The 18,786-nt window shown below is 70.8% G+C and carries 14 protein-coding genes; 9 read left to right on the forward strand and 5 right to left on the reverse strand.

The annotated features are described in order from the left end of the window. Window positions 1-81: 81 nt before the first annotated feature. Window positions 82-2,022: a phosphatase PAP2 family protein gene (locus KCH48_RS03260; protein WP_210570199.1), complete on the reverse strand. Its 1,941-nt coding sequence runs from the start codon at window positions 2,020-2,022 to the stop codon at window positions 82-84. 101 nt (window positions 2,023-2,123) lie between these two features. Beyond that, the gene (locus KCH48_RS03265; RefSeq protein ID WP_210570201.1) at window positions 2,124-3,032 is read right to left on the reverse strand and encodes an N-acetylglucosamine kinase; all 909 of its coding nucleotides are present in this window, start codon (window positions 3,030-3,032) and stop codon (window positions 2,124-2,126) included. A 262-nt stretch (window positions 3,033-3,294) separates the two neighbouring features. On the opposite strand from KCH48_RS03265, the gene KCH48_RS03270 reads away from it, so the two are divergent. The 6 genes from KCH48_RS03270 (at window position 3,295) to KCH48_RS03295 (ending at window position 11,533) form a co-directional block, all read left to right on the forward strand. Next, entirely contained in the window at window positions 3,295-4,425 is a 1,131-nt protein-coding gene (locus KCH48_RS03270) for an ROK family transcriptional regulator (RefSeq protein ID WP_307840782.1), read from the forward strand. Between the two features lie 276 nt (window positions 4,426-4,701). Continuing rightward, the gene (locus KCH48_RS03275) at window positions 4,702-6,030 is read left to right on the forward strand and encodes an extracellular solute-binding protein (RefSeq protein WP_210570205.1); all 1,329 of its coding nucleotides are present in this window, start codon (window positions 4,702-4,704) and stop codon (window positions 6,028-6,030) included. A 117-nt stretch (window positions 6,031-6,147) separates the two neighbouring features. After that, window positions 6,148-7,059, forward strand: a complete 912-nt coding sequence (locus KCH48_RS03280; RefSeq protein WP_210570208.1) for a carbohydrate ABC transporter permease — start codon at window positions 6,148-6,150, stop codon at window positions 7,057-7,059. Beyond that, window positions 7,056-7,958 carry a carbohydrate ABC transporter permease gene (locus KCH48_RS03285; protein WP_210570210.1) on the forward strand — a complete coding sequence of 301 codons (903 nt, stop codon included), beginning with the start codon at window positions 7,056-7,058 and terminating at the stop codon, window positions 7,956-7,958. The genes KCH48_RS03280 and KCH48_RS03285 overlap by 4 nt, the downstream gene beginning before the upstream one ends. A 2-nt stretch (window positions 7,959-7,960) precedes the next feature. Beyond that, window positions 7,961-9,679, forward strand: a complete 1,719-nt coding sequence (locus KCH48_RS03290; RefSeq protein ID WP_210570212.1) for a hypothetical protein — start codon at window positions 7,961-7,963, stop codon at window positions 9,677-9,679. A gap of 24 nt (window positions 9,680-9,703) precedes the next feature. Next, the gene (locus KCH48_RS03295) at window positions 9,704-11,533 is read left to right on the forward strand and encodes a hypothetical protein (RefSeq protein ID WP_210570214.1); all 1,830 of its coding nucleotides are present in this window, start codon (window positions 9,704-9,706) and stop codon (window positions 11,531-11,533) included. Here KCH48_RS03295 and KCH48_RS03300 read toward each other — a convergent pair. Then, window positions 11,517-12,170 carry a nucleoside/nucleotide kinase family protein gene (locus KCH48_RS03300; protein WP_210570216.1) on the reverse strand — a complete coding sequence of 218 codons (654 nt, stop codon included), beginning with the start codon at window positions 12,168-12,170 and terminating at the stop codon, window positions 11,517-11,519. The genes KCH48_RS03295 and KCH48_RS03300 overlap by 17 nt on opposite strands. Before the next feature lie 237 nt (window positions 12,171-12,407). On the opposite strand from KCH48_RS03300, the gene KCH48_RS03305 reads away from it, so the two are divergent. From KCH48_RS03305 to KCH48_RS03315, 3 genes are all read left to right on the forward strand, one after another. Beyond that, window positions 12,408-13,886 (forward strand): hypothetical protein, encoded by a 1,479-nt coding sequence (locus KCH48_RS03305; protein ID WP_210570218.1) that lies wholly within the window; start codon window positions 12,408-12,410, stop codon window positions 13,884-13,886. 185 nt (window positions 13,887-14,071) lie between these two features. Then, complete coding sequence (gene prcB / locus KCH48_RS03310) at window positions 14,072-14,926, forward strand: proteasome subunit beta (RefSeq protein WP_210570220.1); 855 nt, start codon at window positions 14,072-14,074, stop codon at window positions 14,924-14,926. A gap of 206 nt (window positions 14,927-15,132) precedes the next feature. Next, window positions 15,133-16,263, forward strand: a complete 1,131-nt coding sequence (locus tag KCH48_RS03315) for a HoxN/HupN/NixA family nickel/cobalt transporter (protein ID WP_210570222.1) — start codon at window positions 15,133-15,135, stop codon at window positions 16,261-16,263. A 15-nt stretch (window positions 16,264-16,278) separates the two neighbouring features. On the opposite strand, the gene KCH48_RS03320 is transcribed toward KCH48_RS03315, so the two are convergent. Continuing rightward, window positions 16,279-17,238, reverse strand: a complete 960-nt coding sequence (locus tag KCH48_RS03320) for a hypothetical protein (RefSeq protein WP_210570224.1) — start codon at window positions 17,236-17,238, stop codon at window positions 16,279-16,281. 11 nt (window positions 17,239-17,249) lie between these two features. Continuing rightward, window positions 17,250-18,722, reverse strand: a complete 1,473-nt coding sequence (locus KCH48_RS03325) for an APC family permease (RefSeq protein WP_210570225.1) — start codon at window positions 18,720-18,722, stop codon at window positions 17,250-17,252. Between the last annotated feature and the right edge of the window lie 64 nt (window positions 18,723-18,786).

Consider the following 18,786-nt stretch of genomic DNA (forward strand, 5'->3'; position numbering starts at 1 on the left):
GACACCGGCCGCGCGGTGACGGGAGTGATCCAGAGCCGCCTCATGGGGCCACTCTGCATCAGCTCCCGCCACGCCGGGGCGTTACCGCTTCAGGAGTCGTACCGACAGACCATCCGCCGTGTAGACGGGTACGGCCCGCAGCGTGTCCGAGTTCAGCTCGATACGGTCGAATTGGCCACGAAGCACCGGGGCGCCGATCACACGCACCGTGCTCCCCGCGGCCGGCGGCTTGTCGGCGTCGAGCCGCAGCGACAGCGAGCTGCCCTTGCCGAGCACCGCCCGCCGCGTGACCTCCAGGGCGGGGCCGCGACCCGAACGCAGCGTCACCTCGAGCGCGGCCGACTCCTGCGCGTACGTGCCGTGGATCTTCACCGTCGACCTGGTGGCCACCCGCAGGGCGCCGCCGGTGACCCGCACCGCGCCGTGGCCCAGGGCGTGCGCCGAGGCGGCGACGAGGACACCGTCCGCCAGTACGGTCCCGCCGGTGTACCGGTTGTGGCCGGTCAGGGTCAGCGTTCCCGTGCCGTGCTTGGTGAGGCCGCCGTCGCCGTCGATGTCGTTGCGCCAGCTGTCGGCCGCGCCGAAGCCGCCGGCCGAGGCGTCCAGCGTGACGGTCACGTCCGAGTCGAAGGCGCCGTAACCGTCCGCCGCCGCGAACAGATTGAGCCGGCCCCACTGCTCCCAGCCGTCCAGCAGGACGTAGCCCGAGGGCAGCGCGGTCGTCCGCAGCACCTCGCGCCGCTGCGCCGCGTCCAGATACGACAGCCGCGTCTCCAGCAGCACCTCCGCGCCCTTCGGGACGGTGAACGGCCGGTTGCCGCCGCGCCGGGTCAGCACGTACGTCAACTTCGGCTTGACCGTGCGGGCGTTCGCGGCACGGTCCGCATACGGGTCGGTGTCCGTGCCCGCTGAATGCGCGTAGGTGTACAGCGTGTCGGCCGTCGTGCCGGTCTGCTCCTGGAAGTACGCCAGGGCCTGCGCCCGCGCTGCCTTCTTCAGGGGCGCGTTCGCCGGGTCGGCGAGGGCTGCGGCGGCCAGGGCGGTGGCCATGACGCGGCCGCCGATGACGTCGACCGTGGAGTGCATGCCCGACACGATGCGGGTGTGGCTGAGCTCGAAGGCGCGGGTCACCATCTCCTGGAAGCGCTCGGGGACGGCGTACGCGAAGGCCAGGGCCGCCAGGTGGATGGCGTTGGTGTGGCCGCTGGGGAAGCCGCCGTCCTCGGCCGGCGTCTCGCCGCGCTGCCGCAGCAGCTGCGGGGCGACGATCACGTCCGACTCGTAGACGGGGAAGCCGAACGCGTCCTTCTTCCCGGTGTCGACGACCTCGCTGTCCTCGTTCATGCGCCACGGACGCGGGTACTGGAAGGCGAACTTGGCCGGGTTGCTGGAGGCGAAGGGGCCACGCACCGTGTCGACCAGCTTGGCCACCTGACCGAGTGCCGAGTCGTACGACCCGGCGCCGAGCGCGGATCCGGCCGGGGCGTCGGCGGGCAGGGTGTCGCTGATCTTCGCGTCCGGGATGCCGTCGGGCGCGCTGGTGATCGACGTGACCGCCTTGGCACCCGACTTGTACAACTCGGCCAGCGGGCCGAGGCCCCCGATCACCGAGTAGCTCTGGTGCTGGCGGTCGTAGATGAACGCGTCCTTCGCCTGGGCGTCGGTGCGCGTGGCCGTGACGCGGGCGCAGTAGCGCATGTTGGCGCGCAGCACCTCGGGCAGCAGCGGTATGCCCGTGTTCCAGGCGCCGCCGGTCTTCCAGACCTTCGCGAAGCCGCCGAGGGCGCGGACCACCGCGTTGGTCTCGGGCGTCAGGTTCGCCGTGACGTTGGTCTTGTAGTCGTCGACGAACGCGGCGGCGGCCGTGGCGGCCTTCGCGTCCGCGGCGCCGAGCCATGCCGCGAAGGTGGGCGCGGCCAGGACGCCGGCCGAGACACCGAGGGAGGTCCGGAGGAACCCCCTTCTGTTCACGGCGAGTTCACTGACCGGCGCGGTGGACCGGGGCCCGGCGGATGACGGCATGCTGCTGCCTCTCTGGAGTTCTTCGGCCGTTCGGCCGGGGACGAGCGAAGATCTACGGGCGGGTCGTGTCGGACGAGGATGGGCCCGGCGTCCGGCAGGCGTCACAGAAGTGAACGCGCCAGCGCCACCGCCCCCTCGGCCGGCGGCACCCGCAGCGGCTGTGGCCTGGCTGTGGGCACGCTGTCCGTGAGGGCGGAGGTGAAGGCGTCGTACAGGGCGGGCTGGGCGAGGACCGTGCTGCCCGCCACCACCACGTCGTCCACCACGACCCCACGTGCGGCGAGCCGTTCGACGAGCGCGGCCAGCGACCGGCCGCCGTCGGCGATCACCGCACGGGCGAGCGGCGAGCCCGCCTCGGCGGCGGCGAACACGGCCGGTGCGTGCCGGCCCCACTCGGCGGAGATGTCCTTGGCGGCTTCCAACGCCGCTCCGAGCGCCGGGACTTCGGCGACGTCGAAGGAGGCGAGGAGACCGAGTGCGAGGGCGTCGGGCTCCTCCCCGCGGTCATGGGCCGCCCATACGGCGCGTGCGGCCTCGCGGACGAGACCGGCGGCGCCGCCCTCGTCGCCGAGGACCGCGCCCCAGCCGCCGACCTGGACGGGACGGCCGTCGGCGAAGCGCCCCACCGCGACCGAACCGGTGCCGGCCACCAGGCCGACGCCCTTGTCCAGGCCCGCCGCGGGGACGAGGAGTTCGGCGTCGCCCACGACCAGTGCGGGCGCGTCGAAGTGGAGTTCCAGCGCGGTACGGATCTGGGCGCACTGACGGACGGTCTCGCAGGCGTGACCGCCCACGGCCAGAGCGGACGGGCGCGAGCCCGTGGGCAGGGCCTCGGCGGCCAGCACGGCCAGCCAGCCGGCGGCGGCCACGGGGTCGTGCGGCCGCCAGCCACTGCTGGAGCGGACGTGATCGGCGACCGGGGTGTCGCCCGCGAAGGCGCGCAGATGCGTCTTGGTGCCGCCCACGTCGATACCGACCACGAGAGGGCCAGAAGGTGAAGCGTCCTGCACGGATCCTCTTTCGTCGTTGCACTGTGCTGCGACGGCGGGCGAGACCGTGTGGGGAGGAAGGGCAGTTGAAGAACCTAGGGAAGCCCCGGGACGGGCCTCTGACGGACCACGGCAGGCGAGTACCGTGACTTCGTTAGGAAGTTAACTAACGAAGTACAGTGCGTCAAGAGAAATCGCATGGCATCCCATCGCCGCATCCCCTGGAGAGGCACGACCCGGAGCGCGGCGCTCGACCTCGCGTGGGAGAACTGTGGAACACGACGTGGCGGAACCACCCCGCCTGACCGAGAGCGCGAGCGCGGTGTTCGCCGTGCTGGCCCGGGCGGGCACGGCGACCCGTCCGCAGCTCGCGAGCCTGGCGGGCCTGTCCAAGCCGACGGTGTCCTCCGCCGTCGCGGAACTGGAGAGCGCCCGTCTCGCCGCACACTCAGGCACCGCCTCCGGCGCCACCGGACGCTCCGCCGCCGTCTACGGACTCGGACCGGCCGCCGGTGCGGTGCTCGCCGTCGACCTCGGCCCCGCCCTCACCCGGGTACGCGGCTGCGCTCTGGACGGCACCCTGCTCGCCCAGGCCACCGGCTCCCGGGACGAGGCCGCCGACGTCGTGCGCGAGGCGGTCTTCGCGCTGCCCGACGGTGCCCCGCTGCGCTCCATCGTCGTCGCCGTCGGCGATGTCCCGGCGGGGGAGGGGGGCGTGGGCCAGCGCCCCGCGACCGCCAAGGCCGGCCCCCTCTTCGACGCCATGGCCGTCGCCCTGCCCCGGGGCGTGCCGGTCCACCTCGAGAACAACGTCAACTGCGCCGCGCTCGCCGAGCTCCACGAGGGCGCCGCCCGCGGCCGGAACACCTTCGGCTATCTGCGGATCGGCGTCGGTATCGGCCTCGGCATCGTTGTCGGCGGCCAGGTGCTGCGCGGGGCGAACGGCGCCGCCGGTGAGCTCGCCCGGCTGCCCTACCCCTGGGACGAGGGCCGGGAGCCACACCAGGACGCCCTGGAGGAGTACATCGGCGCCCGCTCCCTGCTGCGCCGGGCCGCCGAGGCCTGGCCGGACGCCGACGGGTCCTGCCCCCGCACCGCCGAGCAGCTCTTCGCCCTCGCCCAGGAGGGCCGTGCCACCGCCCGTACGGTCGTGGACAGCCATGCCGCCGACATCGGCCGGCTGGCCGCCGCCGTGACCGCCGTACTGGACCCCGGACTGATCGTCCTGGGCGGCAGTACCGGCGCGGATCCGCAGCTGCTGCCGGGGGTGCGGGCCGAGATGGCGCGTCTGAGCTGGCCCACCGAGGTGGTGAGCAGCACGGTCGGTGATCTCGGCACCGTGGTGGGTGCTTCCCGGCTCGCGGTCGCCCAAGGAGTCCAAACCGTGACCGACGCCGAGGGGGCCAAGGATTGACGGGTTCCGGCTCGGTCTGCCAATGTCCGGACAAGCGCTTTCTAGGTCGGCCGGGACGCCGGCTTGGAGCGAGCGTCCCGCCGGTACTCGATGTACGGCAACCGCACGAGGGCGTGCCCGTGCGGTGACGGCCATGACGGCCGGGGACCTCGCCCGTGAGGATGACGCGGCCGGGCGAGGCCGCGCCCCCGGAAAGCGACGTTTCCTGCAAAATGCATCCGTGCCGCCTCGGTCGGCGCCGTGCTCCGTCCCCTGCGACGAAAAAAGGGATCGAAGATGACCAATGTAGGTGCGCGGCGCTCCCGCCGACTCGGCCACGGCGGCATACGCCGCCTGGTCCCCCTCGCTGCCGTGGCCACGGCAGGTGCCCTGCTGCTCTCCGCCTGCGGAGGGGAGTCCGGCTCGGGCGGAACCTCCAAGTCGCTGACGTTCTGGATCTCCACGGTTCCGGGGCAGGACGCGGGCTGGAAGAAGATGGTGGCGCAGTACAAGAAGGAAGCCGGCGTCGACGTCAAGCTCGTCAACATCCCTTACGAGGGCTATACGGCGAAGCTGCACAACGCCGCGCAGGCGAACTCCCTGCCCGACGTGGCGGCCGTCCCGGCGCTGGACCCGATCTGGTCGAACAAGCTGATCGACCTCAAGTCCATCGCCAACAACAAGAGCAACAAGATCAACGCCAACTTCATCGCCAAGGACTCGTCCGGGAAGGTGCTGTCCATCCCCTCGGACGTCACCGCGTCCGGCATGTTCATCAACGAGACGCTGTTCAAGAAGGCCGGCGTCTCCTTCCCGACCTCGCCCCAGAAGACCTGGACTTGGACCGACTTCATCAAGGCGGCGAACGAGGTCCGCGAGAAGACCGGCGCCAAGTACTCCCTGACCTTCGACCAGTCCCCGTCCAGGCTTCGCGCCATGGTGTACGAGATGGGCGGCAAGTACGTCCACGCCGACGACTCCGGCGAGTTCTCGGTGGACGCGGCGACCAAGAAGGCCGTGAACACCTTCGTCGGATGGAACGACGACAAGACCATGCCGAAGTCGGTGTGGACCAGCGGCGCCGACCCGTCGGCCATGTTCCAGAGCGGTGATGTGGTCGCCTACTGGTCCGGCGTGTGGCAGGTTCCCGCCTTCGCGGAGAGCGTCAAGAAGTTCGACTGGGCGAGCGTGCCGACTCCCGCCCAGCCGGTGCAGGCCAGCGACGTCAACGCCGGCGGCATGATGGTGGGGTTCAACAACAACGGCGCCGCGGCCACCGCCACGGAGAAGTTCATGTCCTGGCTGTACGAGCCGGCCCACTACCAGGCGCTGTGCGAGGCGTCCGGGTTCCTGCCGGTCGAGAGCGGTCTGAACCCGAAGTACCCCTTCAAGTCCGAGGCGGCGCAGGCGGCGTTCAAGCTGTACAACGAGTCGATCCCGCTCTACGACCCGATCTCCGGCTACTTCAACACCGCTCAGACGGACTGGGTGCTCAGGGGCAAGAGCATCACCGAGGACCCGACCAAGACGGAACTCGGCAAGGCGATCAACGGCCAGCAGTCGGCCGACAAGGCCCTGGAGAACATCGTGGCCGGCTACAACCAGCAGGTCGGCGGCGGATCGTAAGCCACAGGGCCGGGCGGCGGGGTCGACACACCGCCGCCCGGCCCTGTCGCCCAGGTGATGCCGGGCTCATGGCGTGAGCCCACCGGGAATCCATTCCACCAGCACGGAGTCGGGAAGATGACAAAACGCGCCTCGGACGTGTCCGTGAGCCCGCGCAGGAGACGCAACACCTACACCATCGCGCCGCTCGTCCTCATCGCGGCCAATGTCGTGCTCTTCGCGCTGTTCTTCGTCTGGCCGGCGGTGATCGGGCTCGTCTACTCCTTCACGAACTACACAGGTGTAGGGGCGTTCCAGTTCATCGGACTGGACAACTACGACAACCTGTTCGGGGACTCCACCTTCTACGGCGCGCTGACCCGGACGCTGCTGTACACCGTGCTGTTCGTTCCGCTGAACTTCGGGCTCTCGCTGTTCGCCGCAAACTTGGTGGTGAACAAGCACGCCAAGGGCGCGTCGGTCGCCCGCGTCCTCTTCTTCATCCCATGGCTTCTGTCGCCCATCGTCGTGGGCGTCCTGTGGCGGTGGCTGTTCGGTGAGAACTTCGGACTGGTCAACTACGTCATCGAGAAGCTCGGCGGAAGTGCCGTTCCGTGGCAGTCGAACGCGGATCTGTCGTTGATCGTGGTCGTGATGGCGGCATCCTGGGCCTGGACGGGCTTCTCGATGCTGCTGTTCATCGCGGCGATCAAGAACGTACCCGTGTCGTACTACGAGGCGGCCTCGCTCGACGGCGCGGGCCCCTGGCGCCAGTTCATCAGCATCACACTGCCGAGCATCGCGCCCACCTCGTTCATCGTCATCCTGCTCAACACGATCAACTCGATGAAGGAATACCCGGTGTTCGTCGCCCTCAACAACGGCGGACCCGGAACGTCGAACAACCTGCTTGTCCAGTACATCTATGAGACCGGCTTCAAACGAGGCCAGATCGGCTACGCGAGCGCCGCGTCATTCGTGCTCATGCTCATCCTGATGGCCGTCGCGATCATCCAGCTGATCGTCAACCGGCGGGTGGAGAACCGATGACAACCACAGACTTGCCACGCCCGGTCGACGCCGCTCCCGGACGGGCCGTCTCCAAGAAGCGGCCCCGCAAGGCGGGTAGCGGTGGGCTCCGGCGGGCGGTGCCCGCGACGACACTGCTGTGGATCATGGCGTGCCTGTACGGGGTGCCGGTGCTGTGGTTCATCCTCAGCTCCCTCAAGCCGGCCAGCGACCTGTTCTCCTATCCGCTGACGCTGGTTCCCGACGACGTCACCCTGTCGGGTTACCTGACGGCATGGCGCAGCGCCAACTTCTCCCAGTACTTCATCAACACGGCCATCGTGTGCGTGATCACGACGATCCTCACGGTGGGAGTCAGCTGCTGCACGGGGTACGCGCTGGCCAAGTACGACAACAAATGGCTCAAGGCGTTCTTCATCTGCATCCTGGCCACCACGATGCTGCCGGGCGAGGTCATGCTCGCCCCGTCGTTCCTGGTGGTCCGCGACCTCGGCCTCTACAACTCGTTCGCCGGCATCATCCTCCCGGCAGTGCTCACCGCGACCGGATGCTTCATGTTCCGTCAGTTCTTCCTGACGGTCCCCGACGAGCTCGTGGAGGCCGCCCGCATCGACGGTGCTCGCGAACTGTCGATCTTCCTGAGGATCATGGTGCCGATCTCCCGGCCCATCATGCTGACGCTCGCCATCCTGTCGTTCCAGTGGCGCTGGAACGACTACATCTGGCCGCTTCTGATGCTGAACGACCCCAACAAGTTCACCGTGCAGATCGGCATCCAGAGCCTTGTCGGGGCGCAGAACATCAACTGGTCGGTGCTGCTCGGCGGATCGGTCATCTCCATGATCCCGCTGATCGTCGTCTTCCTGGTGTTCCAGCGTTACGTCATGAACGCCGACATCAACGCCGGACTGAAGGACTGACCGTGCCCACCCCGCTCGACCACGAGTTCGTCCGGTCGGCGGCCCGCGCCGCCGACCGGCTGGCCGCCCCGCTGGCGGCCGGCCCCGACGAGGAACTCGCCGGCGTGCCCCACCGCGCGCTGGCTCGCCGCGTGAAGACCCTGATCGCGGCGTACCGTTCCCCGGACTCGGCACTGCACGGCAGCAGACAGGCCGTGACCGCCACGATGGCCCACCTCCGTGCCCTGCTGGCCGTGCAGACAGCCTCCGGCCTCTTCGCGGGCGGCGACAACGTGCAGTCACCGCCGGACTCCGCGTTCACCGTCAACGACGTGTGCGACGCGCACGTCCTCGCTGCCGGCGCCGGGCCCGAACTGCGCGAGGTCACGGCCGCGCTCGCCGAGATCGCCGGCGCCGCCACCGGCAGCCTCCTGACCGGCGGGGTGCACACCCCGAACCACCGCTGGGAGCTGAGCGCGGCGCTGGCCCGGCTGCACCGGTCCTTCCCGGACGACCGGCTGCTCGGCCGCATCGAGGAGTGGCTCGCCGAGGGCATCGACATCGACGCGGAGGGCCTGTACTCGGAACGCAGCCCCAACTACGCGGCCCACGTGTCCAACCCGGCGCTGCTCCTGCTCGCCGAGGTCCTCGGCCGCGCCGACCTGCTGTACGCCGTCGAACGCAATCTCGCCACGACCCTGGACCTCATCAGGCCGGACGGCACGGTGGAGACCGTTCACTCGCGGCGGCAGGACCAGCACCAACCGTTCCCGCTGGCGCCCTACCTGCCGCACTACCGGCTGCTCGCGATCCGCACCGGCCGGGGCGACTTCGCCCGGGTGGCGCGGCTCGCGGCCGCCGACGGTATCGACGACCCCGACCTGCTCGCCGAGACCCTCCTCACCCCGGACCTGTGCCGCGCCCTGCCGGCCCCGACCGCGGAGCCCCTTCCGCGCGACCGGTACCTCACCACCGCACGCCTCGCCGCACGCGCCTCGGCCACCGCGCACACGGTGGTGTACGGCGGCTCCGACGTGCCCGAGCACCGGCGCATCCGCTCGGGCCTCGCCTGCAACCCCACCTTCCTGCGCCTGTTCGCGGGCGATGCCGTCCTGGACGCGGTCCGCCTCTCGCGGGGGTTCTTCGACCTGGGCCCGTTCCGCGCCGCCGACATGCGACAACTCACCGACAACCACTACCGGCTCACCGAAACCCTCACGGCCGCCTACTACCAGCCGCTCCCGCCGGACCAGAGGCGGGACGACGGCGGCTACCGGCTCGTGGACGAGGGACGCTTCTCCGCCGCGATGGCCTTCCCCGACCGGCCCCGGGACGAGGTCTCCCACACGACCCGCGTCGAAGTGGACCTGAAGGAAGACGGCGCCGACCTGCGGATCGACATCAGCGGACCACGGGTGCCCTGGGCCCTCGAACTGACCTTCCGCCCGGGCGGCGTGACAGAGGGCGCCGTACCGATCGGCGACGGACGCTGGTGCCTGACGACCGAACCGATGACCTACCGGGTCGGCGACGACGAGATCCGGATCGAGGCCGCCGTCGAGGAGGGCGAACCGCTCGCCGGGCCGGACCGGAGCGACGTACTGCGGTACGACCCGGGGCAGGACTACACCGTGGTGGGCGGCACCGACGCGACGACCGGCAACCGTGTCTACCTCGGTGGACTCGGCCCGCACACACTGACCGTCGCACTGCGCGCCCGCCGGTCCGCACCTGTCTCATGACCCCCACGGCGGAGGACAGTTCAGATGCATCTCCCGCACCAGCGCGGCCCGTTGCACGATCTGCCGGACACCCCCGAGGCATACGACGCCGTCCTCGCCGACGTCACCGAGCAGGCCCTGGCCCGCATCACACCGGACGGCAATCTCGAGCACCCCGACGCGGTCGACGACATCGGCGACACCTCGCTCGGCGTGACGTCGCTGCTGGCGTTCGCCTGGCAGCGCACGCAGGATCCCCGGCTGCCGGAGGCGGTGCGCCGCAGTCTCGCCTTCCATCTGCGGGAGCGGGTGTACACCGAGGACAACCCCGGCTACCCGAACCTGAATGTACGCAACTCCGGTCTGCCGTACGCCCGTTACACCCTCGCGGCGGGCGCGCACCCCATCGGGGACTGGCCCAGCACGGTGTGGGCGCTGCTCCAGACGGTCAACCTGCTGGACACGACGGACGGCCTGGTCGACGACGAACAGCGCACCGAGTTGCTCGAGTTGGCGCACGGCTACTGGCGATGGCTGACCGAGGCGACCTTCTTCAACCCGCAGGAGGCGGGCAACCAGGCCATCGGCTGTGTGGTCGGCGGCCTGATGCTGGCCCGTCATCTGCGGCGGGGTTACGGGGAGTTGGTCAGCGCCCGGGCGCTGCGGCTGTACACCGACGAGATCCGTGCCCACCGGGTGCGCGACCGGGCAGCCCTGCTGCCCCCCGAGCACGGCGGCGCCTACGACAACAACTACGGCCCGATCTCCCTGTCCTTCCTCGCCCAGGCCCACCGGGTCAGCCACGAGGAGATCTTCGCCGAGGACGGCGACACGCTCGCCCGCTACATCGACGCCCGCCTGACGAACGGCGGCTTCGACATCGGCGGCCCCCGCTACAGCGAACAGCACTCCGGCTTCGAATCGGTCCTGGGCCTGCGCTACTTCAGTCGCCGTATCGGCTCCGACCTCGGCCGCTACCGGGGTGACACCCGCTGGGGCCGGCACGCGGCGCAGGCGGACGGCGGGATCGACGGCCACTTCGCGTGGATGCTGATCTGGCAGATCCAGGACGGCACACGCTGGCACCGGGAGCCGGCCATGGCGGCGGCCCGGCACCAACTGCGCTCGGGCACGGTCTCGGTGGCCTTCGACGACCGGATGACCCCGGCGGTGGTCGAGGCGGGCGGCACCTACTACCTGCCCGCCGCCGTCAACCGCCAGCACGGCTTCGGCCCGGTCACGGACGGCTTCCTGCACTGCCGCCCCATGGGCGAGGTCCGCGTCCGCGACCTGCGCGCCGACGGTCTGACCGCCAAGCTGGTCACCAAGCCGGTCGTCGGCCGCGACCACGTCCTGCGCCATGTCCGGTCCCTGTACGTCACCGACGGCACGCGGCTGTGGATGACGGTGGCCGTCGAGCGGCTGCCGGGGTCGCCGTATCTGCTCGCCGGACTGCCGTACGCCGCCGACGACGGCGACCGTGTGCGCAGGGTCGCGACCGGCGAGGTGACGGCGGCGGGCGAACTCCGTCCGACCCACCCGGAGCCGGGGCGCACGGACCACTTCGACGCCCGCTCGGAGACGACGCAGGAGCTGGCGGCCTTCGCCCTGGCCGCCGATCCGCGCGGCTACGGCAACCCGGACGAGGGCTGGCGTCACCTGGTCGCGTCCACGGCGCTGGAGGCCGGACCGGCGCCGGGCGCGCCCGGTGACCTGCATGTCTTCGCCTTGCGCTACGGCGCCGAGGGCCCGTTCGCCCCGGAGTTCGAGCTCGGGGAGCAGGGGCTGACGGTACGGACCGAGGCCTTCACCGCCGTGATCGGGGAACCGGCCGGCGACGAGCGAGGGGAACCGCTGCTCACGCTGCGCGGCTGAGCCGCAGGGACGTCGGGACGATCAGGTCGGCTCGGTCCCGGGTCGCGGCAACGAGGTCGGCGTTGCGCTGGTCCGTGCCCAGCACCCACGCCACCGCCTCCGCGTGACCCTTGCCGAACTCCTCGTGCCGGGCGATCAGCCGCCGGATCCGCTCGTCCTCGTCCGGTTCGCAGAACCACACCTCGTCCAACTGCGCCCGGACACGCGCCCACGCCCCCGTCCCCAGCAACAGGTAGTTGCCCTCGGTCACCACCAGCCGGGCCGTCGGCGGCACCGGAATCGCGCCCGCGATCGGCTGCTCCAGCACCCGCTCGAAGCCCGGCGCGTACACCGTGCCGTCGACCTCCTCCCGCAGCCGCCGCAGCAGCGCCGCGTACCCCGCCGCGTCGAAGGTGTCGGGCGCGCCCTTGCGCTCCCGCAGACCCAGCCGGTCCAACTCGACGTCGGCCAGATGAAAGCCGTCCATGGGGACATGCGCGACCCACTCCTCCCCGGACGCGTTCAGCTCCCGTACGAGGGTCTCGGCGAGCGTCGTCTTGCCCGCGCCGGGGCTGCCCGCGATCCCGAGGACGCAACGGCGGCGGCCCTCGGCGAGGCCGCGGGCGCGGGTGAGGAGGTCGTCGAAGGTCACAGGCACACAGCAGAGTGTGGCACCCTGCCCGGCGATGAGGTGCGCCGATGCGGGGAGTCGGTAGAGGACAAGGTCACGCCCTGCTGCGCTGCGGCATGGAGGGCGTCACGCTCCTGGGCGCACACAGAGGGGTGACCATGCCCTGCCCGGGATACTTTGTCCATGTTTCCGGGGCTCCCGCCCGCAGCCCCTCCGGCTGGCGGGCAGAGGAAGCCCACCACATACAGGGGTGAGGGGTGGACGATGGCGCGCGGGTCGAACACCATGCTCGTCGGCAGGGGCGGACGCGACGAGGCGACAGTGCCCGGTGCGTTCGGCCGGGCCCAGGGCAGGGGCCCGCTCGCGGTGGTCGCCGGTGCCTTCACCCTCGCCCAGCTCGCGCTCGTCCACCCCTCCATGGGCCTCGGCTGGGACGAGACCGTGTACGTGAGCCAGGTCGGCACCCAGGCACCGGCCGCCTTCTTCAGCGCCCCGCGGGCCCGTGGCGTCTCCGTGCTGGTGGCGCCCATCGCCTCCTGGTCGACGTCGACCACGCTGCTGCGCGTCTACCTCGCGCTGCTCGCCGGAGCCGGTCTGTACCTCGCCCTGCGCGCCTGGCGCGGACTGTTCCCGGCCGGCGTCCTCGCCACCGCCGGCGCCCTGTTCGCCACGTTGTGGGTGACCCTCTTCTACGCCCCGCAGGCCATGCCCAACTACTGGGTCGCGATCGGCGCCCTGGTCTGCGTCGGCTGCTTCCTGCGCGCCCGCTCCGACCGACAGGACCGGCGGGCCCTGTGGGGCGTCGCGGCGGGCGCCGCGCTCATGGCGTTGATGCGGCCCACGGACGCCGCCTGGGGCGCGTTGCCCCTGCTGGTCCTGGCGATACGTCAATGGAGGCTCGCCCTCGTCCTGGTAGCGGGGCTCGCCTCCGGTGCCGTCGCGTGGGTGATCGAGGCGTTCGTCAGCCACGGCGGCCTGTTCGAGCGGCTGTCGGAGGCCTCCCGGATCCAGGGCGGACTCGGCTGGCACAACGCCGTCGACGACCAGCTGCGCAGCCTCGTCGGACGCACCCTCTGCCGCCCCTGCACCATGGAGATGCCCAACCCGGCGGTGACCCTGTGGTGGTTCGTGCTCCCGCTGCTCGCCGCCCTCGGCCTCGCGGTCGCCGTGCGCGCCGGACGCACCGCGCGGACCCTCGTACCGCTCCTGTGCGCCACGACAGCCGCCGTTCCCTACCTGTTCCTGATCGAATACGCCGCCCCCCGCTTCCTGCTGCCCGCCTACGCGCTGCTCGCCGTCCCCGTCGCCGACGCGCTGCGCCACCTCGTCACCGCGCCGGACGGGCGATGGCGGCCGGTCGGCGCGACACTGGTCGCCGTCGGGCTGGCGGGACATCTGGCCGTGCAGTACGTCGTCCTGGATAGCGTCGTGGAGCGCACGACCGCCGACCGCCGCGACTGGACCCGCAACGCCGCCGAACTGCACCGCCTGGGCGTGCGCCCGCCCTGTCTGCTCACCGGGCACGAGGCCATCCCCGTCGCCTACTACACCGGCTGCTCCTCCGGCGCGATTCGCGGCCACAACGCCAACACCACGAAGGCGGACATCCTGCGCACCGCCCGCACCATCCCGGTCGCCACCCTCACGCCTCCGGGCGGCACCCCACCCGAATTCGCCAGTACCTGGCGGACCCACCGCCTCGACGGCCTGGACGTCCACATCGCGCCGGGGCCCGCAGCATGACGTCCGAGCAGGTCCTCGCCCCGCCCGACCGCAGACGCGCGTACGGGCACAGCGCCCTCACCCTCGCCGACCAGGGCTGCGGGTGCTCGGGTCGCTGATCCGGCGCAAGGCAATGTGAGGAGTTTCCGGCGGGCCGGGTTCAGGTAGGAGTCGTCCATCGGGGTTCCGGCGTGAGGGGGAGTGCGATGGCGGGCGAGGAGACCGGTGGCCGGCTGGGGGAGGAGTTCTTCACTCCGGGAGGCTCGTCCTTCACGGCGTTCCTGGCGGCGCACCGCCCCGAGTTGCTGAGCACCCGCAGCCCGCTCCCGGACGGCCTCCGGGCCGACCCCGACCGCGTTCCGCACGGCACCACGGTCCTCGCCCTCACCTACCGCGACGGCGTGCTGATCGCAGGAGACCGCAGGGCCACCATGGGCAACCTCATCGCCCAGCGCGACCTGGAGAAGGTGCACCCGGCCGACGACTACACGGCCGTCGCCATCGCCGGCACGGTCGGCCTCGCGCTGGACATGGTGAAGCTGTACCAGGTCGAGCTGGCGCACTTCGAGAAGATCGAGGGCACGGCGATGAGCCTCAACGCGAAGGCACGCCGCCTCGCCGGCATGATCCGCGACAACCTCGGCCAGGCCATGCAGGGCCTCGCCGTCGTCCCGCTCCTCACCGGCTACGACCCGTCCGCCCCCGAGGGCGAGCGAGGCCGTATCTTCAGCTTCGACGTCGCCGGCGGCCTGTACGAGAAGACCGACTTCCACGCCGAGGGCTCCGGATCCCCGTACGCCCGCGGCGCGTTGAAGAAGCTCTTCCACCAGGGCATGTCCCGGCGCGACGCGGCCCTGGCGGCGCTCCAGGCGCTCTACGACGCCGCGGACGACGACTCCGCGACCGGCGGCCCCGACATCAACCGCCGGATCTTCCCCGTCGTCTCGGTCATCACCGAGGACGGTTTCGAGCGGCTGTCCGAACCGGAGACGGAGGAACTGAGCCGCGAGATGGTCGAGCAGCGCCGCGGCAACCCGGACGGACCGACCGCGACGGTCTGACGAGGGACCGCGTCCTTGCCGAGGGTGCCCCGCGCGACCCCGCGCTTCGGTGGCCTGCCCTGACGACACACCGCCGCGGCCCCTGACATCGGCCTTTCCCCGGCCATGGTGAAGACCTGCCACGGGCTTTACTGCACATCCATTGCAAGTACCGCAGGATGGCGGAAGGCTGCACAGTGCGGCCGTTCACCGACAGAAAGCCCCTGATGACGGCCGCCCCTGACTCCGCTCCACACCTCCCCGCCACGCCTTCCGCGAACGGCTCGGCCTGGCACCGCGTCCGCACTTCCATGACGCGGCAGGAGTGGATCAGGGTCGGGGGCATGGCCGCCTTCATCCTGGCCCTGCATGTGATCGGCTGGTTCACCCTCGTCGCCTTGGTCGCGCCCGAGCACTACAGCATCGGCGAGCGGTCCTTCGGCATCGGGATCGGCGTGACCGCGTACACGCTCGGCATGCGGCACGCCTTCGACGCCGACCACATCGCGGCCATCGACAACACCACCCGCAAGCTGATGGGCGACGGGCAGCGCCCGCTGTCCGCGGGATTCTGGTTCTCGCTGGGCCACTCCAGCGTGGTCTTCGCGCTGGCGTTCCTGCTCTCCCTCGGCGTGAAGACCCTCGTCGGACCGGTCCGCGACGACGACTCCCACCTCCACGAGGTGACCGGCCTGATCGGTACGGCCGTCTCCGGGGCGTTCCTCTACGTCATCGCCGCGCTCAACCTGGTCGTGCTGGCCGGCATCTGGAAGGTGTTCCGCCGGATGCGCTCGGGCCACTTCGACGAAGCCGCGCTGGAGGAGCAGCTCGACAACCGCGGCTTCATGAACCGCCTCCTGGGCCGCCTCATGAAGTCCATCACCAAGCCGTGGCAGCTGTACCCGCTGGGCCTGCTCTTCGGCCTGGGCTTCGACACCGCGACGGAGGTCGCCCTGCTCGTCCTGGCCGGTTCGGGTGCCGCGTCCGGGCTGCCCTGGTACGCGATCCTGTGCCTGCCCGTCCTCTTCGCCGCCGGTATGTCCCTGCTCGACACGGTCGACGGCACCTTCATGAACTTCGCCTACGGCTGGGCCGTCTCCCGGCCCGTCCGCAAGGTCTACTACAACCTCACCGTCACCGGCCTGTCCGTGGCCGTCGCCCTCCTCATCGGCACGGTCGAACTCCTCGGCCTCCTCGCCGACGACTTCCACCTCCACGGCCCCTTCTGGGCCTGGATCGGCACTCTCGACCTCAACACTCTCGGCTTCGCCATCGTCGGCCTCTTCATCGCCACCTGGATCATCGCCCTGCTGGTGTGGAGATTCGCCCGCATCGAGGAGAAGTGGACGGCGGACTGACTCCCTGCTCCCGCTTCACGCGCGCAGACCCAGCTCTGCCCGCCACTTGGGGATCTGCTGCTCGGGATCCCCGGTGAAGGACCAGGGCGTGCGGGTGGCGCGTCGGCCGACCAGCTGCAGCAGCGGGGCGGCGAGGTCCGGGAGGCCCGCGAGGCAGGCCGCGTGGGCCAGGTAGTGGAGGTCGCGCAGCTCGCCGGGGACGACGGCGCCCTCCGCGCGGCCCGTGATCCAGCGCTGCCAGGTGCGGCGTACGTCGCTGAGGGCGCCGTCGTGGTTCCAGTGCTGGCTGAGCATCACGGCGGCGTGCCGGCCCTTCGCGGCGTCGAGGGCGTAGCGGAACTCCTCGACCCGGGCGTACTGCACCAGCACCGGCAACGCGCAGCCGTGCGGTGCCGCGCCGGCCGCGTCGCGGGCGAAGTCGTACATGAGGCCGTGCGTGCCGTGCCAGCGGGAGGAGTAGTAGTGCAGCACCTGAAGATGGCCCTCCACGCTGTACGGGTCCCGCCGGTGCAGTTCATCCCACCAGCGGGCCAGCTCCTGCCGCCGTACGCCCGACGGATACAGCCGGGCGACGGAGATCAGGGAGATCCACGGCGTGGGATCCTCCGGGTACGCCTCGGCGGCGTGCAGGCACGCGGTCACCGCGGCGTCGATGCGGCGCTGGTCGATCGGCACGCCCCGGCCTGCCGCGATGGCCAGGTTGAACGCCCGGGTGATCTCCGTCGCCGCCCGCAGCACCAGCGCGTCGGCGCTGCGCGGCTCGGCGGCCAGCCACGACTCGACCGTGGAACTGCTCGCGCACGCCTGTGCCAGCGCCCGCACGCGGTGGCCGCGCGCCAGCCAGTCGGCGCCGGTGGTCCGCAGCAGGTCCCGGACGCCCTGCCAGCGGCCGATGACGATGTCCTGGCGGGCGGCGGTCAGCGGCGCGTCCCCGCAGTCGGGGTCGAAGTCGGGGGTGAAGTGGTCTCGCGCCATCGGGATCTCTCTCAGAAGTCGGTGGGGAGACCCTCGTGGACACGCGCGTGCTCGTCCGCGCGGCTGTCGGGCACATAGTCCACGGTGACGGTACGGCTGGCGTCGAGTTTCGCGGGGTGGTAGTAGTCGCTGCCCTGCCGCCAGTACCAGAGCATCGGGATCAGCCCGACGGCGAGTCCGCCGATGCCGATCACGATCGCCGGAGTGCTCAGCTCGCCCAGCGACTCGATGAAGATCCAGAACATGAAGAGCGCGCCGAGCAGCGGCCACACTCCGCCGAGGAGGAAGTTCGCGGGGGACTTCAGGAGCATCTTGCGGTAGGCGACGACCACGGCGAGCCCCGCGAGACCGTAGTACACGGCGATCTGCAGACCGATCGCCGAGATGGCGTGGCCGAGGATGTCACCGACCGTCCCGAGCGCGTTCGAGGCGATGATCATCAGCAGCGCCACCGCGCCCACCACCGCGATCGCCACCCACGGCGTGTTCCAGGTGCGGTGCACCCGGCCCAGCGCGGACGGCAGCGTACGGTCGCGGCCCATCGCGAACAGCGAACGCGTCACCTGGATCAGCGTCGTCTCCAACGTGGCGATGGTGGACAGCATCACCGCCACGATCAGCAGCTTGCCGCCCCAGCCGGGCCAGATCTCCTCGCCCAGCACGGCAAGGACGTTGGAGTCGTTCTCCTGGATCTGCCGCGTGGACAGCAGGACGTTCACCGCGATGGTGAACGCCTCGAAGAGCAGGAAGACGATGCCGACCCCGATGAGCCCGGCGATTCCCGTCGTACGACGGCTGTTGCGGGTCTCCTCGCTGAGGTTGCTGGTGACGTCCCAGCCCCAGTAGTAGAACGCGGCGATCAGCGCGCCCGACGCGAACCCCGACACGCCGTCGAAATGGCTGAAGCCGAGCCACGACCAGTCGAAGGCTCGCGCATTACCGGAGTGAAATACGGCGAGCACCACGAAGAGCGCCAGGATGACGAGTTCGATGCCGGACATCACCAACTGCGCGCGGACGGTGAGCCGGGCGCCGCCGAGGACGACGAACAGCATGAGCAGGAACCAGGCCGCCCCGACGAGCGTGGACAGCAGGGTGTTGTCGGCGAGTTGCTCGTCGAAGAGCGCCAGCGTCAGCGACCCGGCGGGCAGCGAACCGGCCACCATGAAGATGGTCGCCGAGATCACCAGCGCCCAGCCGCTGATGAATCCCAGAAAGGGATGCAGCGTCCGCCCCACCCAGGAGTAGCTGGCGCCCGCGTTCACATCGATCCGGCCGAGATAGCTGAACGCCAGCGCGATGCCCAGCATGGGTATCGCGCAGTACAGCAGGGCCGCGGGACTCGCCACCCCCACCGAACCCACCAGGACCGCCGTGGTCGCCGCGATCGAGTACGCCGGCGCGCTTCCCGCGACCGCCATCACCACGGTGTCGAACGTGCTGAGGGCATTGGCCTGAAGCCCTCTGCCCCTGCTGTTGCTCATGCGTGTGCTGCTTTCGGTCGTGCACGCCGCCCCGGGCATGCCGCGGCGGCGTAAAGGTGGGGGG

Origin of the sequence: Streptomyces sp. GESEQ-4, from assembly GCF_017948455.1 — a bacterium.
Lineage (GTDB): Bacteria > Actinomycetota > Actinomycetes > Streptomycetales > Streptomycetaceae > Streptomyces.